Here is a 26507-nt window from a genome sequence, read left to right as displayed (position 1 = left end):
CTGTCATCGCGTCGTCATGACATTGTCATCAAGCCGCTCGAAGAGAAACGCCCGCCCTCTCGTTCGGATGCAACATGGCCGCCAAAGCTCTTTCGGTCCAGCCGACCATCGATCCCTCGGCGAAGCTGCACGAAACCAGGCTCGGGGCCTACACCGAGGTTGGCGCCCGCACGCTGCTGCACGAGGTGACGATGGGCGATTACTCCTATGTCGTGAACGACGCCCAGATCACCTACACCACCATCGGAAAATTCTGCTCGATCGCGGCGGTGACCCGGATCAATCCGGGCAACCACCCGATGCACCGCGCCACGCAGGCGCACTTCACCTATCGTTCGGGCGCCTATTTCGAAGGCCAGAGCGACGACACGGAATTCTTCGGCTGGCGGCGCCAGCATCACGTCCATATCGGGCATGACGTCTGGATCGGCCATGGCGCGATCGTGCTGCCGGGCCGCAACATCGGCACCGGCGCGGTGATCGCGGCCGGCGCCATCGTCACCAAGGACGTGCCGGCCTACACCATCGTCGCCGGCAATCCGGCGCGCATCGTGCGCCGGCGGTTCTCGGAAGAGGTTGCCGGACGGCTCGCCAGCCTCGCCTGGTGGGATTGGGATCACGACAAATTGCGTGCAGCATTGCCCGACTTCCGCAAGCTCGGGATTGAAGATTTTCTCTCGACATACGAAGCACGAGCAAGTTCTCTCAACAATTCTGTTAGCAGCAAACCAAGCGCAGTCGCGTGACAGACATTTTCCTTGAGGGCGGCCGAACCCTGATCGGCTCCGAGCTCGTCGAAACTTCTCTTGCCCTGTCCGGAACGGACATCGCAGAGATCGATGCCTCTCGCGGCCGGGCGCGGCTTGCGATCGACGCGCGCGACCTGCTGGTCCTGCCTGGCATCGTCGATCTGCATGGCGATGCCTTCGAGCGGCAGATGATGCCGCGCGCCGGGGTCGATTTTCCGATCGACGTGGCGCTCGCCGATAGCGACCGCCAAGCGATCGGCAACGGTATCACCACGGTGTTTCACGCCACGACCTGTTCGTGGGAGCCGGGCCTGCGCAGCGCCGACAATGCGCGCGGCCTGATGGAGGCGATCGAACGGCAGCGCCCGCAATTCGCGGCCGACACCCGCTTTCACCTGCGCCACGAGACCTATAATCTCGACGCCGAAACCGAGATCAGCCAGTGGCTCAGCGATGGCCGCGTCGACCTGTTCGCCTTCAACGACCACATGGACGGCACGGTTGGGGACATGGCCAAGCCCCGCAAGCGCAACCGCATGGTGGAGCGCACCGGCCTGTCGAGCGAGGAATTCGATCGGCTGGTCCGACACGTGCTTTCGCGCGCCAGCGAGGTCCCGGCTTCCATGTCGCGGCTTGCTGCGACTGCCCGCGCCGCCGGGGTGCGGATGCTCTCGCATGACGATGCGACACTGGCGATGCGCGACGGCTTTCGCGCCATGGGCGTGGCGATCGCGGAGTTTCCGATCAACGAGGAGACGGCGCGGGCGGCGGCAAGCCACGGCGACGACATCGTCTACGGCGCACCGAACGTCGTGCGCGGCGGCAGCCACACGGGCTGGACCAAAGCATCCGACATGATCGCCAAGGGGCTCTGCTCCGTGCTGGCCTCGGACTATTACTATCCCGCGCAGCTGCTCGCTGCGTTCCGCCTCGCCGCCGATGGCGTGCTGCCGCTGACCGAAGCCTGGAACCTGGTCTCCGCCGCGCCGGCGCGCGCGACCGGCCTTGCCGATCGCGGCGTGCTCGCGGAAGGCCGACGCGCGGACATTCTGCTGGTCGACGACAGCGTGCCGCTGCGGCCGCGGCTGATCGCCGTGATATCGGGCGGCAAGCTCGTGCATCTCACCGACGCGGCGCGGTTGCTTGGCATGGCAGCTACCCCGCGCGAAGCTGTCGTCGCGGCATAAACCCGCTATGCTCGGACGATGACAAGTTTCCCCCGCTACGCGATCTATTTTGCCGCAGGCAGCGACAGCGCCCTCTCCCGCTTCGGCGCGGAGCTGCTCGGTTACGATGTCTATACCGGCAACGAGCTGCCCTTTCCCGCCGACGCATCGCATCTCGCGCCGGACTGGCGCGACATCACCGCCGATCCTCGCAAATACGGTTTTCACGGCACACTGAAGGCGCCGATGGCGCTGGCGCCGGGCAGGACGGAGGCGGAGCTTTTGGCGGCCTGCGTGGCCTTCGCTGGCGAGGCGCGGTCGATCCCGGTGATCCGCCCGATTGTCGATGCCATCAGCGGCTTCATCGCGGTCATTCCGGCCGAGCCGGTCGATGCGCTCCAAGAGTTCGCCGCCGATTGCGTCCGCGCGTTCGATGGCTTTCGCACCGCCCTGACGGCGGAAGATCGCGCGCGGCGCAAGCCCGAGAAGCTCAGCGAGCGGCAGCGCGACTATCTCGACCGCTGGGGCTACCCCTACGTGATGGAGGAATTCCGCTTCCACATGACGTTGACGGGGCGGCTGGACGCGGAGCGCCGCAGGCCAATTCTGGAGACGCTGCGCGCGCGGTTCGCGGCGCTCCGGCTTGATGCGCTGGCGATCGATCGCATTGCATTATTCAAGCAGGATGATGCGGGAGCAAGGTTTCGCATTGTAGGCGAGTGGGCGTTGGCGAGATAGCTTCCTCAAGCTCCGTCATTGCGAGCGCAGCGAAGCAATCCAGACTGCGTCCGCGGAAATAGCCTGGCTTGCTTCGTCGCTTCGCTCCTCGCAACGACGATGAGTGAGTTACTTCCCCCACCGCAACGCCAGCGCATCGCGCTCCTTCGCGAGCTCCAGCAGCCCGGCCCGCGTCGCCGGGTGCAACGGCTGCAGCGGATGCCGCACCGTGTCCGACTTGATCACGCCGCCGGCCTGCATCATCGCCTTGCAGGCGATCAGGCCGCATTGGCGGTTTTCGTAGTTGATCAGCGGCAGCCAACGTTCGTAGGCGGCTTTGGCCTCTTCACGCTTGCCGGCGAAATAGGGATCGACGATCTGGCGGATGCCGTCGGGATAGCCGCCGCCGGTCATCGCGCCAGTTGCGCCGGCGTCGAGATCGGCGAGCAGCGTGATCGCCTCCTCGCCATCCCAGGGCCCCTCGATATCGCTGCCGCCGGCGTCGATCAGGCTGCGCAGCTTTGACGCAGCGCCTGGAACCTCGATCTTGAAATAGCGGATGTTGGAGAAATCACGCGCCAGCCGCGCGAGCAGCTCTACCGACAGCGGCGTGCCGGCGACAGGCGCATCCTGGATCATGATCGGAATTTTGATCGCGCCCGACAGCACCTTGAAGAATTCGACGACGCCTTTCTCGGGCACGCGGAAGGTGGCGCCGTGATAGGGCGGCATGACCATGACCATGGCGGCACCGGCCGCCTCGGCCTGCTGGCTGCGCGCGGCGCAGACGGCCGAGCTGAAATGCGTGGTCGTGACGATCACGGGAACGCGGCCCGCGACGTGCTCCAGCACCGCATGCATCACGGTCTCGCGCTCGGCATCGGTGAGCACGAACTGCTCGGAAAAATTGGCGAGAATGCATAGACCATTCGAGCCTGCGTCGATCATGAAATCGATGCAGCGGCGCTGTCCATCGAGGTCGAGCTCGCCGCGCTCGTCGAAGATGGTGGGTGCGACCGGGAACACGCCGCGATAGGGGCGCTGGGCCTTGTGTTGGGGCGTGACCGGCATCGAACTCTCCATCCCTGATATCTCTTACATCTGCCGCGGCGCTCGCGAGCGTCACAGATGTACCCGCCGCGCGCATCTGCGGCAATGCCGATCGCGCGACGTAGGGAGGGAAGATTGTCGAAGTTATGCGGTCCTCACCGCGCCCAAAAAGCCCTCGACCGCCACGCGGAGACGATCGGCGTCGGCGGACATTTTCGACACGGACACCGACAGCACCGAACCGGCATTGCCCGTTTCCTGGTTGAGCCTGGCGACGCTGCCGATGGTGTCGGTGACCTCGCGGGTTCCCTGCGCGGCCTGCTGGAAGTTGCGGGAGATCTCGGTGGTGGCAGCGCGCTGCTGTTCGACCGCTGCCGCGATCGCCGTCATCTTCTCGTCGATGCCGCTGATCGCGCCGCCGATCGCGCGGATGGCGGTGACCGCCTGGCCGGTCGCGCCCTGGATCTCCGCGACCTGGCGGGAGATCTCTTCCGTCGCCGTCGCCGTCTGCGAGGCGAGGCTCTTGACCTCGCCGGCGACCACGGCGAAGCCGCGGCCGGCCTCGCCCGCGCGCGCGGCTTCGATGGTGGCGTTCAACGCCAGCAGATTGGTCTGTCCTGCGATGGCGTTGATCATCTTCACGACCTCGCCGATGCGGCCAGCGGTCTGATCGAGGATCTCGACCGTCGCATTGGTCTGCGCTGCCTGCGACACGGCTTCACGGGCCTCGCGTGCGCTGGCCTGCACCTGCGCGGAGATCTCGCCGACGGATGCGGAGAGTTCTTCGGTTGCGGCCGCGATGGTCTCGAGATTGTTGGTGGCCTGTTCGGCGGAGGACGAGACCGCCGCGGTCTGGCTGCTCGATTCTGACACCAGCGAGCGCACGTCGGTCGCGGTGGCATCGAGCTCCTTCGTCGACGCCGCAACGCTGTGAATGACGGCTTGCACGGTGTCGTCGAAACTGCGGCAAGCCGCATCGACGGTACCGGAGCGGGCGAGCTGCAGCGCCTGCTGCGATTCGCGTTCCCGGCCCAGGCGTTCCGCGGTCGCCGCGCTCTCGCGCAAGCTTTCGAGCGCGGCGGCCATGGTGCCGAACTCGTCGGGATACCTGGATTGCGGGACGGGTGTCGCGTAGTCGCGGGCGCTGATCTTGGCGATGGCATCCAGGATGGCACGCACCGGGCGCATGAGGCGGTTGCGGATCACGTACACGCCGGCCAGGGTCACGGCGAGCGCGAGCAGGAACGCGAGCGACTGCACGACGAGATTGGTGAGCGCCCTAGCCTGCACCGTCTCCGCCCGGACGATCGACTGGTCGAGCGCCTTGTTCGCCACCGCGACGATGGACGCGAAGGGTGACTGACACAGCGTATTCCATTCCGCGGCGGGCATCGCGGGCTTGCCGCTGCCGTCGAAATTCTTGGTGAGGTCGCCGATCTGCTTGAGGGCACCGTCGGTCTTGGCCTTCGCGTCCGTCGCTGCCGTCACCAGCTCCGCCGCTACGCCCGGCGCAGCCAGCAACTCGGCCATGCCCGCCCAGCCGGAGGTGATCGTGCCATCCCATTGCGCCACTGACCGCTTCTGAACGTCGTCGAGCGGCTTGCTGCCGTTGACGTTGGAGCGCAGCGACGAGCAATGGATTCCATAGCGATCGCGCACCTGCCAGGCGAAGCGCCGGACCTGGATCATGCGTGCGATGAAGGGGTCGTCCATCCAGGCACGGTTCGACACCGCGGTGGAGGCGAGGTTGGCCGTGTCGATCACCTTAGTGACGGCGTCATACCAGGAGTTGGTGCGCTCGATCTTGCGCTCGGCACGCGGACGCTTGGCCTCGTCGTAGAACAGCTGGAATTGCGGCGCCGCGGCGCTCCAGCCCTGCTTCAATGTGCCGGCGAGTTCGTCGCGGCGGGCGAAGTCGACGGTGGCAAGCGCGGCTCCGATCGCGTCATAGCCGCCCTGCTCGGCCTTCTCCGCCGCCTCTAGTTTTGCTCGCGGATCATCCTCGCCGAGAATCGCGCTCTGAGCGTCGCCGCGATTGTTGCGCAGCGCCAGCACGCCATGGAAGATCGCCTTGTCGGCCGCGGCAAGCCGCGCGGTCTCGAGGCTGTCGCTATAGCGGCCGAACGCCCCGACCATCTGGATCGCCGTGGAGGCCAGCGCACCCGCGGCCAGCAGGGCCATCAAGGTCAGGAGGAGCGAACTTACCGATTTCTTAAACATCGCCATGGTGTCGGGGCCTATTCTTTCGAGCGCCACCTTGCCCGCGACATGCCAATGTTCCGTTAAGGTTTTAATCGAATGGGCTTGAAGTTCCGGCCCGACGAGCCTCAGTACAGCCCCGGATATCACGCAACCTTGGTGAAATCCGGCGGGCGGCGCTCCGCAAATGCCGCGAAGGCCTCGCGCGCCTCGGCGGTGCGCAGGCGCAGTCCGAACTGCTCGCCTTCGGCATTCATCTGCGCGACCAGCGCCTCGCCATTGCGCATCAGCTTCTTGGTGGCGGTGAGCGCTCCGGCCGGCTGACGGGCAAGACGCCGCGCCAGCGCGAGCGCTTCGGCATCGAGCTTGTCGAGCGGCACCACGCGGTTGGCGAGCCCCCATTCCAGAGCGGATTTGGCCGGCACGGTCTCGCCCAGCGCGAACATCTCGTAGGCCCGCGCGTAGCCGATGCGCGCCGGCATCAGCAGGCTGGAGGCGGCTTCCGGCACCAGCGCAAGGCTGACGAAGGGCGTCGACAGTTGCGCGTTGTCGGCAAGCACGACGAGGTCGCAATGCAGCAGCATCGTGGTGCCGACGCCGACGGCGCGGCCCTGCACCGCCGCAACCAAGGGCCGGGCGCAGCGCGCCAGCGACTGGATGAAGCGCACGACGTTGCGGCTTCCTTCCGACTTGCCCGCTGCGACCGCGGCGAATTCGCCGACGTCGTTGCCGGCAGTGAACATGTCGCCTTCGCCGCGGATCAGGATCACGCGGGCCGACGCATCCGACTCGGCGGATTCGACGGCGTCGGCAAGTATGCCGTACATCGCATCCGTCAGCGCGTTCTTCTTGTCGGGGCGCGCCAGCGTGAGCGTGAGAATTCCGCCGTTGTTCTCGATCCGGACTTGGTCAGTCATTCGTTCGCTCCTCTTGGGAATTTATCCTGAATGCTCGTCAGCCAGCGCGCGACGACGTCGATCTCCGCGCCGGTAAATCCTTCCGTCAATGCCGCATTGACCTTTGCTGCGCTGGCCTTCGCCTGCGCCAGCGCCGTTCGCCCCTTCGGCGTCAGCCAGACGCGCCAGGCGCGACCATCCTCGTGATCCGCGCGCCGCTCGACCAGTTTAGCCGCCGCCGTACGGTCGACCAGCCCCGAGATGCCGGCCGGCCCCATGTCGAGCGCCGCGCCGGCCTCGCCCATCAGGACGCCGTCCTGCTTGCCGAGGATGAACAGGAGTCCTGCCTGCGCCGGCGTGACCTCGCTCGAAGGCTGCCCCGCCATCCAGCGCTGCACGCGGCGTTGGGCCACGCTCAACAGGTAGATCAGCCGATGATGCCCCGAGCCGGCCGCTTTATTTCGCATGCGAAATATATAGTCGAGGCGGCCCGGGATGTCAAAGGACGGCAGCTGGATCGATGTGCCGCGGCATCGTCGAGCAACAGGGCCGCACCGGCGCACCAGAACCTCACCCACCAATCGCAATTACTCGCCGCCGCCCAGCTTGACGGTTGCTTCTTTTTGTGTTCCCTATTCGTTCTATTCAATCATAGATTGTCCCGGAGACCTTTCGTGATGAACAGTATGCGTGGCGAAAACCAGCCGACCCAGCTCGTAATTCATAATGACGATGATACGCCGGACCAATTCGTGATGGATCTGCTTCGGCAGGTTTTCGGCAAATCAGACCGTGAAGCGACCGCGCTCATCACCCAGATCGAGCAGAAGGAAAAAGCGGTTTGCGGGCCTTACCCGCAATCGGTTGCCGAAGCCCTTTTCAAATCTGCGCAACAATCCATCGAATTGGCCGGCCACCAACTGCAGGTCACGCTAGAGGCGGTCAAGACTCCTTGCGAACTCTGTGGCAAGCCTGAGGGACAGACCGACGTTCGTATCGGCGACCGAACGGTCTGGCTGTGCAGCGACTGCATGCGTGCGGCGGATGAACCCTCGAACGAACAAGAGGAAGATTTCGACTTTGCTTGCGACGTTCTCGATTGGCACCTTGCCAGCACCGCGCGCAGCAAACTCGTGACCACGATCCGCCAATTTCCCGGCCACATGCGGGTCGATCTTCAAGCCGCGGTCGACCGGCTCTTCGGCAAGGCCATCCGGCTAGTGGGACTGAACGAGGAGCAGCGCTACGAAACGCTGTCGATCCCACGACTGCTCAAGGAGGGCCGCTATGCGATCGCGATTGCCCCGCTGCAATATTCCGACGTCGATGTAGGCGAGAAGAGCCCGGTCAAGTGTCTGGATAACGGACTATGGCTGTGTGAGCAGGATCATCTCCGCTATGCGGTTTTGCTCTGCGCACACCGCGAATACAGTCGCGAGCCCGGAATTCGGATCGAGATCCTGGTGCCTTCAGGTTCCGCAGGCGCGGCTCTCGTCCAGCGATGCTTCAATGAATTGGAAGAAGCCGTACAGACTGCGCGGACCTATCGCGGCAAGATCCTGTCGCTCGATGCCGACTCCGACTATCGCGGTCGCTCGCGCGGCATCACGGTGCATCGCTTGCCGCAGGTCGCGCGCGACGAGGTGATCCTGCCGGAGCAGACCCTGCGGCTGCTCGATCGCAACGTTCTGACCTTCGTCAACACCCGAGACCAATTGCGCCGGCTGGGTCAATCGACACGCAAAGGCATCTTGCTGTACGGGCCGCCGGGCACTGGCAAGACCCACACGATCCGCTATCTCGCAACGCATTTGCCCGGGCATACGACGCTGATCATCACGGCCGAGCAGATCGGTCTGCTCGGCGCCTATATGAGCCTGGCACGCCTGCTCCAGCCGTCGATGGTGGTGATTGAGGATGTCGATCTCATCGCCCGCGACCGCGATGACATGGGGCCGTGTGAGGAATCCATGCTGAACAAGCTGCTCAACGAGATGGACGGGCTGAAGGAAGACGCCGACATCCTGTTCGTCCTGACCACCAACCGGCCGGAGGACCTCGAGGGAGCTCTCGCGGGTCGCCCCGGCCGCATCGATCAAGCCATCGAAGTGCCGCTGCCCGACGAGACCGGCCGCGGCAAGCTGGTCCGGCTCTACGGCAGGGGATTGCCGCTCGAGGGGGCGGTGATTGCGGAGGCTGCCCGACGCAGCGAGGGCACCAGTTGCGCCTTCATCAAGGAGCTGATGCGGCGGCTGGCGCAAGGAAGCATCGCACGGGACGGCGGCAACACCGTGATCTCCGCCGATATCGACGAAGCCCTTGACGACATGCTGTTCTCCGGCGGCCGGCTCAACGCGCAGCTGCTCGGCGGCGCGCAGGCAATGGCCGCGGGGTGACGCTCCGAAGTGGCGCGCCGGCTACGGCGCGCAGGTGAAGCTCGACGCCGCCGTCACCGGACCGCTCTTGTAGTGGGGCCAGGCCGGCCAGCGGCACAGCGGCAGCGCGCGAAGCGTCGCGAACGACGGCGCCTCGACCTTCTGCTCGGCGACTTCGAGGTCGCCGGGCGCCTTGCCCTTTTCGACCCAGTCGACCAGCGCGCTCAGCATGTCGACATTGGCCGGCGCGCCGGAGCCGACATGGTCGACCCCGGGCGCGGTGTAGAGCCGCGCGAATTCGGCCGTCTCGGCCTTGCCGAGCTTGCGTTCGACGCTCTCGAAATAGCGGATGCCGGCATAGGGGCTCTGCGCGTAGTCCGCCATATGTTCGAGCATGATCAGCCGGCCGCCGCGAGCGCGGAAGCGGCTGAGGTCGGGGTCGGTGGAATCCATCAGGCTGGAGACCTCGAGCAGCCGCGCCTTGTGCTCTTCGGGCTTATAGGTCGTCACGTCGAGCTTGGGATCGCGCGCGAACACATATTGGATGCCGCCGGCACCGTAGATCCAGGCGATGCCGTTATTGGGCGCAGGCGGCTGCGCAGGAGACGCCGTGCCGAGCCACCATGCGACCCAGCCGCCGGTCGGGCCAACCGCCGGCGTGTCCTCGCCCGACACGCCCCAGCCCGGATAATCATCGAGACCGTTGGCGAGCGGGAACGGGAATTTGTAGGTCGAATGCAGGGTGTCGATCGCCTTGATCTGCGCGTCGGTGAGGCACTGATCGCCCGTCTTGCCGCTCGCGCAACGCAGCGTCTCCGCCTTGAACGCCGCCTTGCAGGACACGGGATCTTGCACCAGCGCGTCGTCGGAGCCGTCGGCCTTGTCGCAAGCCGCGCGCACGGCGTCGCCGACGAGCTTCACCTGCGCCGGATTGATCCAGCCATCGCCCATGGTCACGAGACCCGAGCGGGTGCCGGCATGCTGCAGGCCGACCCAGTTGATGACGGGCACGCGGGCAAAGATGCCGTCGAAATCATCGGGATAGCGCTGTGCCATGGTGAGGCCTTCGCGGCCGCCTTCGGACGACCCCATGAAGTACATTTTCTCAGGCCTCTTGCCGTAGGCGCGCTGCATCAGCGCGACGGCGGCATCGCGTACCTTCTTGTAGGCGCGATGGGCGAAATTCTCGAAGGCTTCGTCGTTGAGCGCGAACAGCTGCGGCGGTTCGCCTGGCTTGGACTCATGACCGGAATCGGTGCCGTAGGTGACGAACCCGCGCGCGAGCGGCGACGGCTTGTCGAAGGGATAGGCCGGCGGCAGCGTCAGGCCCGTGATCAGCACGCCGTTGAATCCGCCCCCGCCAAATTGCAGCGAGCGGCCGTTCCATTCGACGGGCAAATTAACCTGAAATCTGATCGGCGGCGCCTTGGGATCGGTGGGATCGATATGGCCGAGCACCTTGCAGAAGCCGGGATTGGCGGGCGTGACGCGCCCCGACGGCGTCGGGCCGCGTTCGGCGACGGCCAGTTGCGACGGCGCCAGCAACGTCGCCGAATCGATCTTCACGGCGTCAGTGCCGCCGACCAGGCCCTTGCAGACGGCGTCCGCATCCTCGGCCAGCGTCACCGCTGCAGCGGAGTTCGCGCCCAGTGCAGTCACTGCGCCCACGAGCAATACACACAGCTTCGCACGCCCTTGCGCCATCGTTTCCCCCTGCACTTTCTGTTCTCGTTCGTTCCGCCAGCAGGCCGTATTCAAGGCGCCTTCCGACCGGCCGTCAATGACGCTAGTGCTCAAACACCAGCCGCGCGCCGACGGTGCCCTCGAGGCTGCGGATCTGCTGCAGCAGCGCGCCTGAATCCTGGCCGCCGAGGTCGGCGTCGAGCACGACGTAACCGAGGTCGCCGGAGGTCTCCAGATATTGCGCGGCGATATTGATGTCGCGCTGCAGGAACACTTCGTTGAGCCGGCGCAGCATGCCGGGCACGTTGCGATGGACGTGACTGAAGCGCGCGCCGGAGGGGCGCAGATGCAGCTGCACCTCCGGAAAATTCACCGCCCCCGTGGTCGAGCCGGTGATGAAGAAGTCGACCAGCTTGCGCGCTACCTCGCCGCCGATGCGCTCCTGCGCCTCCTCAGTCGAACCGCCGATATGCGGGGTGAGGATGACATTGCCGAGGCCCTGCACCGGGCTCTTGAAGCGATCGGAGTTCGAGGACGGCTCGACCGGAAACACGTCGATGGCGGCGCCCGCGAGGTGACCGTCGCGCAGAGCTCCCGCCAGCGCATCGAGATCGACGACGGTGCCGCGGCTGTTGTTGATCAGGAGGGACCCGGGCTTCATCGCCCGCAGCTCCTTCTCGCCGATCATCCCGGCGGTCTCCGGCGTTTCCGGCACATGCAGGCTGACGACGTCGCTCTGCGCCAGCAGTTCCTCCAGCTTCTCGACCGGCTCGGTGTTGCCGTGGCGGAGCTTGTCGGTGCGGTCGAAATAGATCACGCGCATGCCGATCGCCTCCGCCAGGGTCGAGAGCTGCGAGCCGATATTGCCGTAGCCGATGATGCCGAGGGTACGGCCGCGTACCTCGCGGCTGCCGGTCGCCGACTTGTCCCAGCCGCCCTCATGGGCCGACACCGAGCGCGGGAAGATGCGCCGCAGCAGCATCACGATCTCACCGATCACGAGCTCGGCGACGCTGCGCGTGTTGGAGAACGGCGCGTTGAACACCGGAATGCCGCGCTTGCGCGCCGCCAGCAGATCGACCTGGTTGGTGCCGACGCTGAAGCAGCCGACGGCGAGAAGCTGGTCGGCCGCTTCCAGCACCTGATCGGTGATCTGGGTGCGCGAGCGGATGCCGAGCAATGACACGCCCTTGAGCGCCCGCCGCAAATCCTCGCCGTCCAGCGCCTTGGTCAGGCGCTCGACATTGGTGAAACCCGCCGTTCTGAACAGGTCCACGGCGCTGTCGTTGACGCCTTCAAGCAGCAGCGCCTTCGCGCTCCGCTCAGGGCTTTGGCCTGGGACTGACATGAAATCTCCGTGGGTCACAGCTTCGCCGCAGCTCATAGACCGCGGGGGATGCGCAGCACAATAGGGTTCGGATACGGGGAGAAGATGGCGGGCGCTCGTCAGATCACGTAAAACCCGTGCGTGCCGTCCAGACGCAATTGTTCGACCAGGCCATACTCCCAGTCGAGATAGGCCTGCATCGCACGCTCGTCGACACCGGTGCCTTCATAGGGGCGGCGGTAACGGTGGGCGGGGTCGGGCTTGGGCAGGACGTGCGGCGGACCGATTTCGAGCGCGCCGTCATAGCCACCTTCCCGCACATAGACCTCCCAGCCCATCTGCGCGAGCCAGGACGCCGTCATGTCGGCGCGGACGCCCTTGTCGTCGGTCAGCGCGATGCGCGCGCCGCGCACCGGTGCGGCCATATCGGTTTCCTGGACCAGCTGTCCGCCGGGATAGTGACGAAACCCCGGGAGATGGCCGGCGGCATATTCCTCGGCGTCACGCACGTCGAAGCGATAGAGCGTGCGATCGGTCTGCGCGACAAGCCCAGCCATCTCGCTCGCACCGATGTGGCGCACACCGGCGCGATAGGCGACGTCGCGCGCATTGGCCGGGCCGCCCTCGAACGGCCCGATCGCGCCACGCCGGTCGGCACCGTGGCCGAGCGTATGCCGCGCCAGCGTCCAGCCGATGGTGCCGTTGCGCAGCGCCCGAACCTTGTTCGGCACGCCGGCATTGATCAGCGATTGGGTGCCGATGATCGAGCGGGTGCGGCCGGCGCAATTCAAGATGATGGTGGTGTCGACATCGGGTGCCGCCTGCCCTGCCCGCAGCACCAGCTCCGCGCCGGGCACGCTGACCGAGCCCGGGATGTTCATGGTGGCATACTCGTCGAAGCGGCGAACGTCGAGGATCGCGATGTTGGCCTTGTCCGCGATGAGTTTTGCCACCTCGTCGGCACTGAACGACGGGGTGTGCCGGCGCGATTCGACCAGCTCGCCAAAGGCTTTTGAGTAGGAGTTGACGTCCTCGAAGATTTGATAGCCGGCGTCGCGCCAGGCCTTCAGCCCGCCATCGAGCGCGCGGACATTGGTATAGCCGAGCGCGGCCAACCGCTCGGCGCCGGCAGTGACGAGGCCCTCGCCGTCATCATAGAGCACGATCGCCACGTCCTTGCGCGGCAGCCGCACCTCGGCTTCGATCCCGATCCGGTCCGCGGCCATGTTGGCAGCAAACAGCGGATGTCCCGTCGCGAAACCAGCCTCGTGCCTGAGATCGAGCAGAGCGATCTCCTCGCGGAGCAGCAGTGCCCGGCGGATATCGGCGGGTGTGACGGTCGAAGGCTTCATGAGACAGGCAACCTTGGGAGACTTGAACGGGACTGGTTCTTGAATGATTGCCGGCCGGTTGGCCAGCCCGATCCGGGGGGTATGGCTCCGACCGGCGGGCGCGCCCACCGTGGTCCCCGGCTGAAAATCGTTTCGTATGCCGCGCTTGAGGGCTAAAGTTCCGAATCGTCTGGGGGGGGCGCAATATGAAAGTGCTAAAATTCCTGGTGGTGTTTCTGGCGCTTCCGGGCGTCGCGATGGCCGCGCTCACCAATGCCGAACGCAAATCGCAATTCGAGCGGGCAATGGCCTCGATCATGGCCGCAGCGACGCCGGCCGTACACCCAACGCTTCGCGACACGCTGATCAAGGACTATCTCGCCTGCAAACCCAACAAGGGACAGGCCGTGGAGCTCGTCAATGCGAGCTACCTTCGGATCTGCGAACAGGACGACGCTTCGGCGACGGGAGACCGTGCACTGGAATCCTGTCAGCTTCGCTACGGCAAGCCATGCGCCCTGCTGGCGGTCAACGAGGAAATCGTCGCTGAAGGCGAGCTCGCGTCGAGAGACATGCCGCGGCTGCATTATGCAGGCAAGTACGACTTGTCGCAGATTCCAATCATCCGGCGGATCACGCGACAGCGCCCTGACGTGCAGAACTACGACAAGGCCATGGAGCCCAAGGCGATCGCGATCCATCCCTGGGGTAAGCTGTTCATCTCGGCAGGGGACCCCAGCCTTAAAGACGCCCAGACCTCCGCGCTTGCGAAATGTAACAGCGATCCCGCGCGGAACGGCCGGGATGGCGGCTGCTTCGTCTACGCCATCAACAACGACATCGTCCTCGACGAACGGCGCATGCAGGCGAAGTGATACGACGACGGCGGCTCACCCGGGCAACACCAAGCCCTGTCGAAGCAGTCCCCCGTTCACTCGCCCGGCACGAGCTGCCCGAGCGGTGACTGGTCCGGCCGCCGCAGCTTGCGGCGCGACAGATAAAGCAAAATGCCGGTGACCACGAACAGCGGCATCAGCGCGGCCGCGATCAAGAACGCAAGTTTGCCGGGCCAACCCAGAATCGCACCGCGGTGGATGTCGAGCACATTCGCAATGATCTTCTCACCGAACGCCTTGTCGGCGTAGCGTTCCGCAGAAACGAATTGGCCGGTAACGGCATCGACGCGGAATTCGTCGCGGGTGGTGTCGAGGGTCGAGTCTTTCCCCCAGGAGCGGATCCGGATCACCGTGCCCGGAGCGGCGGGCAACGTCAGCAACGCCTTGGAGAAGCGGCTGCCCTCTTCGTGCAGGAAGGCGCCCCACGCGCGATCAAAGCCGATCGGCTGTGCCGTCTCGCTGGCGCCGGCGCCACGCGACGCCTTTGCAGGCATCTTCGGCTGCATCTTCGCCGAGGCGGCCTGCGGGCGCGACAGCAACCAGACGGCACCGTCCTTGTACCAGTCGAACGAGTACCACAGCCCGGTCAGCGTCATCACCAGATAGACCGGCAGGACCCAGGTGCCGATCACCGCGTGCAGCGAGCGATGGAGGCCGCGTCCGCTGAGGCCGAGATTGGGCTTCAGCCACATCTTCGCGCTGCCTGCACGCCGCGGCCAGCGCAGCACGAGGCCCGAGATGAGCATCACGATCAAGCCGAGCGCGGCCACGCCCGTGATCTGACGCCCCCAGCCCTTGGCGTCGCCGGGAATCAACAGCCAGCGATGCAGCTTGCGCACGGTCGCGAAAAACTCTTCGCCGCGAGGTGCGCCCAACACGCGCGCGTCATAGGGATCGACATAGAGCGAGGACGGCCGCGCGCCTCGTTCGTCGCGGGCGAAGCGCACATGCACCGCGGCGGACGGATCACTTGCTAGCGTCACGGCGGAGACTTTGCCGACATCCTGCGCCGCAGTCAGGCGCGCAACCAGTTCGTCCGGCATCAGCGCCGGTGACTGGCGCGGCGCGACCTGCATGATGCCGGCGTTGAGATGATCGACGATCTCATCCTCAAAACTCATGATCGCGCCGCTCAACGCGATCACAGCAAGCAGCAGCGCGAGCACGAGGCCGGCGATGGAATGGACCTGGTGGAGGGCGGCCTTGATCGCGCGCCAGCACTCACGCATCGGCGCGGGTCCTTCTGGTCTGCACGACCGGGAAATCGGCTTCCTCGCGCCACACTGTCATCGCTAGAACTTCACCGTCGCCGACAGAGATACCCGGCGTGCGTCGCCGATCGCGACGTTTAAGGCGTTCCCGGTGGTGGACGTATAATAGACCTTGTCGAACAGGTTCTTGACGTTGAACTGATAGGTCACCGGCAGATTGTCGACCTTGGTGTCGTAGGTCGCAAAGATGTCCGCGACGGTATAGGCCGGCATGAAGAACGTGTTGGCGGCGTCGCCCGGCCGGTCGCCGACGTAGTGCGCGCCACCGCCAAGCCGCAGACGTCCGGGCAGCGCATCGCCGAAATCGTAGACGAGATAGAGCGAAGCCGTGTTCATGGCGGCGTTCAGGAGCTTGGCCTTACCGACAGCGGGATCATTGATCAGCCGGGCATCGGTATACCCATAACTTCCGATCAGGCTCCATTGATCGGCTAGTTTGCCGGTCACGTCCAATTCGACGCCGCGCGACCTGGCTGCGCCGGAGGCACGCGCCGCCGACTTGCCTCCGCCGATGTCATCCAGCACCAGCACATTCTTCTTCTGGATGTCGTAGACGGCCAGGGTGCCCGACAGCCGCTTGTTGACATCGAACTTCAGACCGGTCTCCCATTGCGTTCCTTCTTCAGGCGCGATGGTGGAGTCGACGACAAAGCCGGTGGTGAACGCCGCGATGACCGATGTCGGCTTCAGCGACTGCGTATAGCTCACGTAATAGGAGAGCTGATCGTTCAGCTTGAAGATGACGCCGCCTAGCGGCAGCACCTTGTCACCCGCCAAATTGGTGTTTGTGATGAAGTTCGGCCGGCCTTTTCCCGCGAACTGCTCGTATTCCATCCAGCGCACGCCTCCGACCACGGACAGCCAGTTGGTCAGATGGAAGGTGTCCTGGGCGAAGAAGCCGCGGGTGCCGAGTTTGTCCGTCTGCTCGCTGTCCACTGGCGAAACGGTCGTGCCCGGCACGACCAGCCCGTAGATCGGGTTGTAGAAATTGAAGCTCGCCGTCGCCTGCCGAATCAAATCGTGGCGGTCGATCGTGCGATAGAGCGCCTCGCCTCCGAACAAGATCTCGTTTCGGAAGCCGCCGACCCAGACATCACCCTGCAGATAGGAGGTGCCGTAGCTGGCGTTGCTCAGCGAGTTACGCGTGCCGTCGTTGCTGCGGGTCTCGACGCCAGTCGTCGCGTTGACGCCGGTGATGCGAAGTTGGTTGGCACTGAACGTCTCGGTGTTGTAGCTGTAGGCCGCCGTGACCTTCCAATTGTCGTCGAGCTTCTGCTCGACCGAGGCCTGCACCAGGTCCGAGATGCCCCACATGTTGTTGAAGGGCTCGTCGAGCCGGCGCGTCTTCGGGATCGCCAGCGGAGCGCCCTTGACGAAGGCAGTGCCGCGGTCGAATGGGTAGATGAATTCGCGGTGCTCATAGGTGAGCTGGACCGTCGTGGTGTCGCCGTACCAGGCCAGCGACGGGTTCACCAGCATTTCCCTGTGGCGGCCGAAATTGCGCCAATAGTCCTCGCTGACGCCGTAACCGACGAACCGATAGGCAAGGCCTTGGTCGCCGATCGGACCGGTGATGTCGAGCGTGCCGTCGGCGCCGTTGCGATTGTTCGCGAATGTCGAGCCGAGCAGCGTGACCGAACCGTGCTGGTAGAGCTCGGGACGCTTGCTGATGGTGTTGACGATGCCGCCGGGGTCCATGATGCCGTAAAGTAACGATGCTGGCCCCTTCAGCACCTCAACGCTTTCGACCGCGGCGTTCAGGCTGCGCCCCTGCACCAGCGGCATGCCGTTGCGCATGATCGAGCCGTCGCGGTTGTCGCCGAAGCCACGGCGGATCACGGCATCCTGGGTGCCGGCGAGCGTGTTGGTCTGGGTGATCCCGCTGATGTTGACCAGCGCGTCGTCGATATTGCGTGGCAGTTGGTCCTTCAACACCTGCGCGGGCACGACGTTAACGGATTGCGAGGTGTCGAGCGGAGAGGCCCCGCTGCGCAGCGTCGTCGCGCTCGGCATCGCGCGGTAGCCGAGCTTTGCGGCTTGTTGCGCGGCGACATCAGCCGCGGCGCGTTCCGATGGCGTCGGCACTGCGGGTGTCGCGGCGGCGTTGCGTTGGCGCGCGGCGGTCTGAGCGCGGCGTGGGGACTGCTCCGATGCGCGCGCCGCTTTCGGCCGCGGCGCCGGCGCTTCCACCGTCACCGGCGGCAGCGCCGATTGGGCCTGCGCGCTCGCCGTGCTGGAGAGAAATTCGGCGAGCAGCACGGCCGCTCCGATGAGAAGAGCCGCGCGGCTGTCGCCGGCAGGCGTTCGACGGCCGCTGACGCGCTGGCCGTCCAGATAGACACGCACTTTCGATTCACTTCCAGGTCAGACGCAGAAGCTGGCGCGTCTAACAGTCGTGGTACGCGAAGAGAACCGTAGGCGGCCTTGAATCGCTCTAGTGTTGAATGGTTCTAGATTCCGATCCCGCTATTCGGCAATCGTCGATTGATTTCACACCGTGCGCGACACGCAGCGCGCGAATTCGCGGCAACGTGTCACGGTTTTGCGCGTTCTCACGCGATCGCGGGAGCCATCAGCTCGTCGAGCTTCCGCTTGAGCGCGGTGCCGTCGGACAAGGCCCGCAGCGGCGGCCGCACGCGCAGCCAGCTCGCATCGCCCGTCTGTGCCGCGAGGATGGCTTTCAACGTCGTGAGGAAGGATGGTGATTTCACCACGATGTCCACGGCAGCCTGCATGCGTGCTTCGACATCCTTGCCGTCGATCATCGCCTTGACCAGCTCCGGCGCGATGTTGGCCATGCCGCAGATGGTGCCGGCACCGCCTGCGGCGATCGCGCGGGCGATGTCAACTTCGTTGCCGACGGTAATGGCGAGCTCGGGAGCGGCGGCACGGAACGCCTGGAACTGCTTGAAGTCGCCGCTGGAGTCTTTCAGGCCCGCAACGACCTTGCCGTAGCGCTTGCGCAAATTCGCGGCGACGCCGGTCGGGATCGCGACACCCGAGATCTGCGGGATATGATAGAGGTAGGCACGCAGGCGATCGTCGGCGACGCCGTCAAGAATTGCCGCAAAGGCATCCTCGACGCCTTCAGGGGTGACGCTGCGATCGAAGTAAGGCGGCAGATACAGCACGTGACGCAGGCCGAGACCGAGCACGGCGCGCGTCAGAGCGATGCTGTCGCTGATCGCGGGGAAGCCCCCGCCGATTCCAATGCGGTCCGGCGCGACGCCGGCCTTGAGCACGGCTTCGATGGTCGCGACCCGTTCGGCGACATTGAACGAGGTGCCCTCGCCGGTGGTGCCGAACAGCACGACACCGTCGACGCCCTTGGCGAAGAGTTGCTTGGCGTGGGCGGCGAGCTTTGCGGAGTCCACGCTGCCGTCCGTCGCCAGCGGCGTCGCCGACGCCACCCAGAACCCGCGAATTGCCTCGGTCATCACACTAGCCTTGTTTTTGCTTTACTTTCCACCTTGTACCTTACATACAACAAACGCGCAAACCCTTTCCGCCGTCATGGCGGACATAACACGCAGCCAGATTCCGAGGAGGTCTCGCATGAACATGGTGACCCCCATCGAGCGGCCCGACCAACTGCTCGGCGCCCTGCGCGACAGGCTCGGCGCGGCTGCTGTGCTTGTCGGCACCGACGTGCCCGCGCGCAATTGCAACGACTGGAGCGCGAGCCTGCCGCAAACGCCGCTAGCGGTGATCCGCCCGGTCGACGCGCAAGGCGTGGCCGACGCGATTCTGACCTGCCGGCAGGCGCATCTGCCGTTCGTGCCGCAGGGCGGATTGACCGGGCTGTGCCGCGGCGCATCGCCTGAAGCAGGCTGGGTCGCGATCTCGCTGGAGCGCATGAGCGGCATCGAGGAGATCGATCATGCCTCGATGACGATGACGGTGAAAGCAGGTACGCCGCTTCAGACGATCCAGATGGCGGCCGACGAGGCCGGCTTCTTCTTTCCGCTCGACCTCGGCTCGCGCGGCTCCTGCGCGATCGGCGGCAACCTCTCGACCAATGCCGGCGGCAACCGCGTGATCCGCTACGGCATGACGCGCGAGCTGGTGCTCGGGCTCGAAGTCGTGCTGCCCGACGGCACCATCATCACCAGCCTCAACAAGCTGATGAAGAACAATGCTGGCTATGACCTGAAGCATCTGTTCATCGGCTCGGAGGGCACGCTCGGCATCATCACCCGCGTGGTGCTGCGGCTGTTTCCAAAACCGCGCTCGACCATGGCCGCGCTCTGCGCGCTCGAGGACTATGCCGCGGTGATCGCGCTGCTCGGCGCCGCGCGAAGCGGGCTCGGCCCGCTGCTGTCGGCGTTCGAGGTGATGTGGCCGGATTACTGGGACGTGATCACGACTCGCGCCGGCGTCAAGCCGCCGGTCGCGGCAGGCCACGGCCTCTACGTGCTGGTCGAAGCGCAGGGCACCGACGAGAGCCTCGATGCGCCGCGCTTCCAAAGCTGGCTCGAAGAGCTGATGGAGCGCGGGTTGCTCGCCGACGCCGCCGTGGCGCAATCGCTGGCGCAGACGCAAAGCTTCTGGCGCGTGCGCGACATCTGTGCCGAGTTCGGCCAGGTGCTGGGGCCGCACATCTCCTACGACATCGGCCTTGCCGTGGCGCGGATGGACGAGTTCGTCACGCGCTGCAAGGCGGCGCTCGCAAAGGGCATCGAGGGATGCGAGAGCGTCTATTACGGCCATATCGGCGACGGCAATCTGCATCTCGTCTCCTGGGTGACTGGCCTTGCCGTCGAGCAGCAGCCGAAGGAAGCGATGGACGCGATCATCTACGGTCTCGTGCGTGAGATGGGCGGCAGCGTCTCCGCCGAGCACGGCATCGGCACGCTGAAGAAGAAGTGGCTGGGTCATGCCCGCAGCGAGGTCGAGATCGCGCTGATGCGGACGCTGAAGGCCGCGCTCGATCCCGATCATCTGCTCAACCCAGGCAAGGTGATCTGAGAGAGCCGATGCGATCGCTGAAGCTCGATGCACCGAAATCGCTGTCGCAACGGGTCGTGCAGCGGCTGCGCCAGGCCATCATCGACGGCGAGTTCGCACTGGGTGCAGCCATCTCGGAGGAGATGGTGGCAAATTCCTTCGGCGTCAGCCGCACCCCGGTGCGCGAGGCGATGGGTCAGTTGCAGGCGCAGGGCCTCGTGGTGATCCGCCCGCAGGTCGGCAGTTTTGTCTTTACGCCAAGCGCCGAAGACATCACCGCGCTCTGCACGTTCCGAAACGCGCTGGAGCCCAAGGCCGCCGAGCTCGCCTTCCACCATGATCGCGCCGGTGCGATCGCGACGATGAGCGAGGCGATCGCGACGATGGAGCCGGCGATTGAAGCCCGGGACAATATCGCCTACGGGCGCGCCGATGCCGCCTTCCACGAGGCGCTGTTCGCCCATTGCGGCAACCGCTATCTCGCCGAATCCTATCAGCTCGCATCCAGCCGCGTCGCAGCACTGCGCACCAATTTGACTTCGCCGATCGACGTGCGCACACGCACGTCCTTCGACGAGCATCGCAAGCTGCTCGATCTGTTCGCCCGCGGCGGGTTCGCCGCCTTCGCGACGCTGATGACCACGCACGTCACCAATTCGGGCGTGGTCTACGCAAAAGCGCTGCAGGTGGATTGAGCGCTGCTACCGCGCATTTTTCGTGCCGGGCCTGTCCAGAAAATCCAGCGCGGTGTTGATCTGTTCGAGCTGGTGTTCGATTTTGTCGCGGTCCTCGACCGTGGGCGCCTTCTCGAGCTGCTCAACGAGCTTCTGCTTTCGCAACAGCAAGTTCTCTATGACTGTACTCACGGCTCCCCCATCCGCCAAAGGCGAACATCGGGGCGATATTAAACCCCGGGCGCGAGCGCGCGCCAGCCGGGCCGGCGCAAACCCTGCATCAGAATGTTCGTGAGGGCAGTTGGTTCCTGCGCGTGATCCGAGAACATGGATCCGCTGGCGCGCTTAATGGGTCGAGCCTACGCCCGCGAGTTGCACCGGTGCGATCTGGGTACGGGTGACGGAGACCGAGAACAGCGCCAGCAGCGCGCACAGCATGCAGAGTCTCATCCGCACTGTCCTGCGATCGGTGATCGGCAGGAACAGGAAAAACATCATCGCCAGGATCAGCAGCATGTCGACCACAAACATCGATCTCTCCCTTGAAACGAGGCAGAGCATGACGCGGTGCAGGCTGGGCGGTATGTGGACGGCGTCACACAGCTGATGGCGGCGCTCGCGAACGGTTAACGGGTTCGCACGCCCGGGCCGCCGGCCACGGAACCGCATCTTTCACGCGCCTGTCGGTTGTATTCGCCGTCTCGGAGTCCTATGCGTAGGCGCCATGGACATCCAGATCATCGCCGCCGAAAAGCCCCTGATGGCGCAGGCACGCCCGCACAAGCCGGCGCCATTCCTCCCGATGAGCCGCGCCGAGATGGATGCGCTCGGCTGGGACGCCTGCGACATCGTGCTGGTGACGGGCGATGCCTATGTCGACCATCCCAGCTTCGGCATGGCCATCATCGGCCGCCTGCTGGAGGCGCAGGGTTTTCGCGTCGGCATCATCTCGCAGCCGGACTGGCATTCGGCCGAGCCGTTCAAGGCATTGGGCAAGCCAAAAGTCTTCTTCGGCGTCACCGGCGGCAACATGGATTCGATGGTGAACCGCTACACCGCGGACCGCCGCCTGCGCCATGACGATGCCTATACTGCGGGCGGCGAAGGCGGCAAGCGGCCGGACCGCTGCACCGTGGTCTACGCGCAGCGTTGCCGCGAGGCGTTCAAGGGTGTCCCGGTCGTGCTCGGCGGCATCGAGGCCTCGCTGCGCCGGATCGCGCATTACGATTACTGGTCCGACAAGGTGCGCCGTTCGGTGCTGGCCGACGCCAAGGCGGACCTGCTGCTCTACGGCAATGCCGAGCGCGCCGTCGTCGAAGTGGCGAACCGTCTTGCCGCCGGCCAGGCGCCGCGCGAACTCGACGACATCAGGGGCGTCGCGCTGTTCCGCCGGGTCCCTGAGGACTACGTCGAGCTGCACGCCGACGATATCGACTCCGCCGACGAGGGCGCTTCGCGGACGAAAGGCCTGACCGTGATCCGGCTGCCGGCTTTGGAGCAGGTCGAGCAGGACAAGGAGGCCTATGCCCGCGCGTCACGCGTGCTGCACCGGGAGAGCAATCCCGGCAATGCGCGGCCGCTGGTGCAGCGCCACGGCGATCGCGATCTCTGGCTCAACCCGCCGCCGATCCCGCTGACCAGCGAGGAGATGGACGCAGTCTACGATCTTCCCTACGCGCGCGCCCCGCATCCGTCCTATGGCGAAGCCAAAATCCCCGCCTGGGACATGATCAAATTCTCGGTGACGATCATGCGCGGCTGTTTCGGCGGCTGCACCTTCTGCTCGATCACCGAGCACGAGGGCCGCATCATTCAGAACCGCTCCGAGGGCTCGATCCTGCGCGAGATCGAGAAGATCCGCGACAAGACGCCCGGCTTCACCGGCGTGATCTCCGACATCGGCGGTCCCACCGCCAACATGTACCGGATGGCATGCAAGGATCCCAAGGTCGAGGCGGCGTGCCGGCGGCCCTCCTGCGTCTTCCCGGAGATCTGCCCGAACCTCAACACCTCGCATGACGATCTGATCCGGCTCTATCGCAAGGTGCGCGAGACCAAGGGCATCAAGAAGGTGATGGTGGCTTCCGGCGTGCGCTACGACCTCGCGGTCGAAAGCCCCGAATACATCAAGGAGCTCGTCACCCATCACGTCGGCGGCTATCTGAAGATCGCGCCCGAACATACCGAGCGCGGGCCGCTCGACAAGATGATGAAGCCCGGCATCGGCGCCTACAACCAGTTCAAGCGCATGTTCGATGCCGCGGCCGAACAGGCCGGCAAGAAATATTATCTGATCCCGTATTTCATCGCGGCGCATCCGGGCACGACCGACGAGGACATGATGAACCTCGCGCTCTGGCTGAAGAAGAACCGCTACCGCGCGGATCAAGTGCAGACCTTCCTGCCCTCGCCGATGGCGACCGCAACGGCGATGTACCACACCGGCGTCAACCCGCTGCGCGGCGTGCGGCGCGGCGGCAGCGACAAGGTCGAGGCCATCAAGGGCCTGCGGCAGCGCCGCCTGCACAAGGCCTTCCTGCGCTACCACGATCCCGACAACTGGCCGGTGCTGCGTGAAGCCCTGAAAGAGATGGGCCGCGCCGACCTGATCGGCTCGCGCCCCGACCAGCTGGTCCCTGCGCACCAGCCACCCGGCACCGGCAAGGCCGCCGGCACGCGGCGACCGGTTCGTCCAGACGGCAAGACCCAGCGGTTCACGACCAAGAATCTGCGGGTGATGAAGTAGCGGGCGAGCCGGGCCAGGTCCGGTTCATCCTCGCACTGTCGTGCTCTCAAAACAAAAACCTCGAAAACAACCCCATGCACAGTAGCCGGCATGAGCGGGATCAATGACTTAGGTGCTTTGCGAATCCGTTGAATCCGGCGGGCGAGATAACAAAAAAACGAAAATTAGGTTTTGGCGAAATATTGACTCGTCGGGCAAAACAGGCGCACGATGCAATTGTCGCGGCACGCGTGACAGGGCGAGCCCCAACCGCTACTCCGTATCGATATCCTCGAGCTTCACACCACCTCGCGCGCAGGCTCGAAACAATCGTCCTCAGACTTGAATCCATTCAACACAGCAGACTCGGTGCGCGCCCGGATGCGCTGGGGAGCGTAGTCGTAAACGCGTTAGCTCGCGGGGTAGCCGGTGTCCGCTCTGTCCGCGAAACCGGACATGGCCAGTCCGGCTTTGTGAGTCAGCTTCGGGCCAGCAGCGGAAGTGCTGGCTCTGCGTTGCTGCTGACCTAGTTTACTTTCTCGTCGGACCTAGAAGGTCCCCAAGCATATGCCTCTTCGGGGCTGCTAAACGCTCGTATGATGGGTTCGGAGAAGCCAAGCACCTCGTAGCAGTAGTCGCCTCCGACAAAGGAGAAGTGCCGCGGCTTCCGACCGACCGGATCGGTCGCAGCGTAGGCTTTCAGCAATGCCGAGTTCTCAGCTTCTTTAATGTAGACTCCGCCGTCGTAGCGGCCAGTTGTTTTGTCCCCGTGATCAGCGACCGAATAGATCATTTCTTCGATGCCCGAATAGATCTCGCAGGACATTTCGATGCCGTAAGCGCGAAGGCCGGGGTTCGGTGCCACCACGATGAGATAGAGAACGCCGCGCCAAAGGCCCTTGATCGAAAACAAAAGGTGGGCGTTCGATGCCATCGATTATCGAAGGGTGGGCCGCCATTTGATAGTGGAATCAGGAAACAATTGGAGACCTTTTCGGTTTGAAAGTTGCGTCATGCCGACAACAAGGCGCTGGGTCAAGATTGTCGCAATGGCCAGAAGCAGACCTCGCAGCTCATTGGGCTTTCTATTCCGACGTCGAGGGCGGAGTGGACCTCTCTTCCCCTGGGAGAAAAGGTGGCGTCACCCGAACTGCGCGACCACGGCCGACCACAGACGCCAGATTTCGGGGGACTTTTCATCGACGGCGGTCTGCACCATGACCAGCTTCGAGGGCGGATCAACGAGGATGCGCTGCCCGAGGTGCCCCAAGAGCGCGAATTGCCGTCTGCTGCCGGGAAACAGGTAGACCTGATAGCCGTACCCGAACCCTCCCTCGGCTTTTGCCAGATACGTCTCGGACGCAAGCACCGTGGTCGCATCAATCATCCACTGTGCCGGTATTATCTGTTTGCCTTCCCACGCTCCGTTGTGGGCCAGCAGACGGGCGAGCCGCGCGTAATCGCGCAGTACCGCATTGAAGAACCCGTGCGCTACCTCACGGCCATCCGCATCAATCAGCCATTTGGCATCCGCTTCCGTGCCGATCGGCTGCCAAATTTTTTCCTGGAGATAGCCGCACATTGATTGACCGGTCGCGTAATGCAGCACGAGACCAAGCACGTCCGTCTCGATACTGGCGTAATGGAATCGCGTCCCCGGCGGCGCGATCCGTTGGTTGAATTGCGCGATGCTGGCAACGGTGCCTTTTTGGGAAAACCAGTGTTTGCGCACCATGTCGCCCCACAGGCGATCGAGGTCGTCTCCGCTGCCTTTCGCTTCATCGTTCTCTTCACCGAACTTCACGCCAGACGACATGTGCAGCAGCGCGCGGATCGGCGTTGCACCGTATTCCGTGCCCTTCAAGCCGGGAACATAGGTCTCCGCAGCATCGTCGATCGACTTGATCGCGCCTTCCGCGGTCGCGATCCCTACCAGCATGCCAGTGATAGATTTTGCCATCGACTGCGATATCAGCCGGTCTCGATCGGTGCGGCCGTACTGATAGCACTCAACCAGAATCCGGTCGTCCTTAGCGATCAACAGGCCCGTCACCGGATTGCGCGACAGATAATCCGCAAGCGAAGCGCGGTTTCCCTTGTACTGGTAGCTGACATCCGCCGGCGTTCGCTTGAATGGCCAGGATGTGGCCGCGCGATCGACATGGCGTGTCGGGAATATCTCATCGTAATGACTGAATGCGCCGACGCGGTATTTTGGCGAGGCCGGATTGCCGGGCTGGAAGATCCTCCACCGGTCCTTGATCGGGTAGTTCTCGGCCGCGCCGTAAAGTTCGGCGTCCGGGCCATCGGCGAAAAAGGACGGACCACCACCGATTTCGGCAGCCCAACTCCATTTCGCCGGCGCCGCAACGCAGGTTGCCGCAAGTCCGGTCAGCATAGAGCGTCGCGAGAGTGCATTCCCGGCGCTGGTATCGGACTTTAAAGGCCTTCTCATTGCTCATTGTTCCAAGCTACCGCTGCGCCGCTTGCAAGAGCGATAA

Annotated in this window: 22 protein-coding genes; 8 read left to right on the top strand and 14 right to left on the bottom strand. The window is 64.7% G+C overall.

What is annotated here, in order from left to right:
- Window positions 1–74: 74 nt before the first annotated feature.
- Genes IVB41_RS04700 through IVB41_RS04690 form a run of 3 tightly spaced genes read left to right on the top strand, consistent with a single transcriptional unit; the run spans window position 75 to window position 2653 of the window.
- Window positions 75–746 (top strand): chloramphenicol acetyltransferase, encoded by a 672-nt coding sequence (locus IVB41_RS04700; RefSeq protein ID WP_247427245.1) that lies wholly within the window; start codon window positions 75–77, stop codon window positions 744–746.
- A complete protein-coding gene (locus IVB41_RS04695) occupies window positions 743–1936 on the top strand; it encodes an alpha-D-ribose 1-methylphosphonate 5-triphosphate diphosphatase (RefSeq protein ID WP_247427222.1) in 1194 nt (397 codons plus the stop codon). Before IVB41_RS04700 ends, IVB41_RS04695 begins: the two co-directional genes overlap by 4 nt.
- Before the next feature lie 18 nt (window positions 1937–1954).
- A complete protein-coding gene (locus IVB41_RS04690; RefSeq protein WP_027565757.1) occupies window positions 1955–2653 on the top strand; it encodes a DUF1045 domain-containing protein in 699 nt (232 codons plus the stop codon).
- Window positions 2654–2761: 108 nt separating this feature from the next.
- Here the strand turns inward: IVB41_RS04690 and IVB41_RS04685 are convergent, their stop codons facing one another.
- The 4 genes from IVB41_RS04685 to IVB41_RS04670 form a co-directional block, all read right to left on the bottom strand.
- Entirely contained in the window at window positions 2762–3703 is a 942-nt protein-coding gene (locus tag IVB41_RS04685) for a dihydrodipicolinate synthase family protein (protein WP_247427219.1), read from the bottom strand.
- 123 nt (window positions 3704–3826) lie between these two features.
- A complete protein-coding gene (locus IVB41_RS04680) occupies window positions 3827–5908 on the bottom strand; it encodes a methyl-accepting chemotaxis protein (protein ID WP_247357697.1) in 2082 nt (693 codons plus the stop codon).
- A gap of 119 nt (window positions 5909–6027) precedes the next feature.
- Entirely contained in the window at window positions 6028–6798 is a 771-nt protein-coding gene (locus IVB41_RS04675; RefSeq protein ID WP_247427216.1) for an enoyl-CoA hydratase-related protein, read from the bottom strand.
- Window positions 6795–7244, bottom strand: a complete 450-nt coding sequence (locus tag IVB41_RS04670; protein ID WP_027565761.1) for a MarR family winged helix-turn-helix transcriptional regulator — start codon at window positions 7242–7244, stop codon at window positions 6795–6797. The genes IVB41_RS04675 and IVB41_RS04670 overlap by 4 nt, the downstream gene beginning before the upstream one ends.
- Between IVB41_RS04670 and IVB41_RS04665 the strand changes: the two genes are divergently transcribed.
- Window positions 7182–9173, top strand: a complete 1992-nt coding sequence (locus IVB41_RS04665; RefSeq protein ID WP_247427214.1) for an ATP-dependent Clp protease adaptor ClpS — start codon at window positions 7182–7184, stop codon at window positions 9171–9173. The two genes, IVB41_RS04670 and IVB41_RS04665, sit on opposite strands and share 63 nt — an antisense overlap.
- Window positions 9174–9194: 21 nt before the next feature.
- Here the strand turns inward: IVB41_RS04665 and IVB41_RS04660 are convergent, their stop codons facing one another.
- The 3 genes from IVB41_RS04660 to IVB41_RS04650 form a co-directional block, all read right to left on the bottom strand.
- The gene (locus IVB41_RS04660) at window positions 9195–10856 is read right to left on the bottom strand and encodes a tannase/feruloyl esterase family alpha/beta hydrolase (protein ID WP_247427211.1); all 1662 of its coding nucleotides are present in this window, start codon (window positions 10854–10856) and stop codon (window positions 9195–9197) included.
- A gap of 82 nt (window positions 10857–10938) precedes the next feature.
- Window positions 10939–12183 (bottom strand): phosphoglycerate dehydrogenase, encoded by a 1245-nt coding sequence (gene serA, locus IVB41_RS04655; RefSeq protein WP_247357694.1) that lies wholly within the window; start codon window positions 12181–12183, stop codon window positions 10939–10941.
- A gap of 98 nt (window positions 12184–12281) precedes the next feature.
- Window positions 12282–13514 (bottom strand): rhodanese-like domain-containing protein, encoded by a 1233-nt coding sequence (locus tag IVB41_RS04650; protein WP_247427209.1) that lies wholly within the window; start codon window positions 13512–13514, stop codon window positions 12282–12284.
- A gap of 185 nt (window positions 13515–13699) precedes the next feature.
- Between IVB41_RS04650 and IVB41_RS04645 the strand changes: the two genes are divergently transcribed.
- The gene (locus IVB41_RS04645; RefSeq protein ID WP_247427206.1) at window positions 13700–14368 is read left to right on the top strand and encodes a hypothetical protein; all 669 of its coding nucleotides are present in this window, start codon (window positions 13700–13702) and stop codon (window positions 14366–14368) included.
- A gap of 56 nt (window positions 14369–14424) precedes the next feature.
- On the opposite strand, the gene IVB41_RS04640 is transcribed toward IVB41_RS04645, so the two are convergent.
- The 3 genes from IVB41_RS04640 to IVB41_RS04630 all read right to left on the bottom strand — a co-directional run bounded on the left by IVB41_RS04640 (window position 14425) and on the right by IVB41_RS04630 (window position 19097).
- Window positions 14425–15618, bottom strand: coding sequence for a PepSY domain-containing protein (locus IVB41_RS04640; protein WP_247427203.1), 1194 nt, complete (start codon window positions 15616–15618; stop codon window positions 14425–14427).
- Window positions 15619–15681: 63 nt separating this feature from the next.
- The gene (locus IVB41_RS04635) at window positions 15682–18006 is read right to left on the bottom strand and encodes a TonB-dependent siderophore receptor (RefSeq protein ID WP_247427199.1); all 2325 of its coding nucleotides are present in this window, start codon (window positions 18004–18006) and stop codon (window positions 15682–15684) included.
- A gap of 206 nt (window positions 18007–18212) precedes the next feature.
- Window positions 18213–19097, bottom strand: coding sequence for a dihydrodipicolinate synthase family protein (locus IVB41_RS04630; protein WP_247427196.1), 885 nt, complete (start codon window positions 19095–19097; stop codon window positions 18213–18215).
- Between the two features lie 118 nt (window positions 19098–19215).
- Between IVB41_RS04630 and IVB41_RS04625 the strand changes: the two genes are divergently transcribed.
- Both IVB41_RS04625 and IVB41_RS04620 read left to right on the top strand, forming a co-directional pair.
- Window positions 19216–20628, top strand: coding sequence for an FAD-binding oxidoreductase (locus IVB41_RS04625; protein ID WP_247427193.1), 1413 nt, complete (start codon window positions 19216–19218; stop codon window positions 20626–20628).
- A gap of 8 nt (window positions 20629–20636) precedes the next feature.
- Window positions 20637–21302 (top strand): GntR family transcriptional regulator, encoded by a 666-nt coding sequence (locus IVB41_RS04620; RefSeq protein ID WP_247427191.1) that lies wholly within the window; start codon window positions 20637–20639, stop codon window positions 21300–21302.
- Window positions 21303–21308: 6 nt separating this feature from the next.
- Here the strand turns inward: IVB41_RS04620 and IVB41_RS04615 are convergent, their stop codons facing one another.
- Window positions 21309–21473: a hypothetical protein gene (locus tag IVB41_RS04615; RefSeq protein WP_197031097.1), complete on the bottom strand. Its 165-nt coding sequence runs from the start codon at window positions 21471–21473 to the stop codon at window positions 21309–21311.
- 153 nt (window positions 21474–21626) lie between these two features.
- Entirely contained in the window at window positions 21627–21812 is a 186-nt protein-coding gene (locus tag IVB41_RS04610; RefSeq protein WP_035961037.1) for a hypothetical protein, read from the bottom strand.
- A gap of 193 nt (window positions 21813–22005) precedes the next feature.
- Here IVB41_RS04610 and IVB41_RS04605 point away from each other — a divergent pair, with 193 nt between their 5' ends.
- On the top strand, window positions 22006–24027 hold the full coding sequence (locus IVB41_RS04605) for a YgiQ family radical SAM protein (protein WP_247427188.1): 2022 nt from the start codon (window positions 22006–22008) through the stop codon (window positions 24025–24027).
- A 505-nt stretch (window positions 24028–24532) separates the two neighbouring features.
- On the opposite strand, the gene IVB41_RS04600 is transcribed toward IVB41_RS04605, so the two are convergent.
- Both IVB41_RS04600 and IVB41_RS04595 read right to left on the bottom strand, forming a co-directional pair.
- Window positions 24533–24940 carry a hypothetical protein gene (locus IVB41_RS04600; protein WP_247427185.1) on the bottom strand — a complete coding sequence of 136 codons (408 nt, stop codon included), beginning with the start codon at window positions 24938–24940 and terminating at the stop codon, window positions 24533–24535.
- Window positions 24941–25147: 207 nt separating this feature from the next.
- Window positions 25148–26404 (bottom strand): serine hydrolase, encoded by a 1257-nt coding sequence (locus IVB41_RS04595; RefSeq protein ID WP_247427182.1) that lies wholly within the window; start codon window positions 26402–26404, stop codon window positions 25148–25150.
- Window positions 26405–26507: the final 103 nt, after the last annotated feature.

The sequence above is a fragment of the Bradyrhizobium sp. 44 genome (assembly GCF_023073095.1).
Classification (GTDB): domain Bacteria; phylum Pseudomonadota; class Alphaproteobacteria; order Rhizobiales; family Xanthobacteraceae; genus Bradyrhizobium.
The sequence above is the reverse complement of the archived record's forward strand: the minus strand, read 5'-3'. Positions and strand labels throughout refer to the sequence as shown.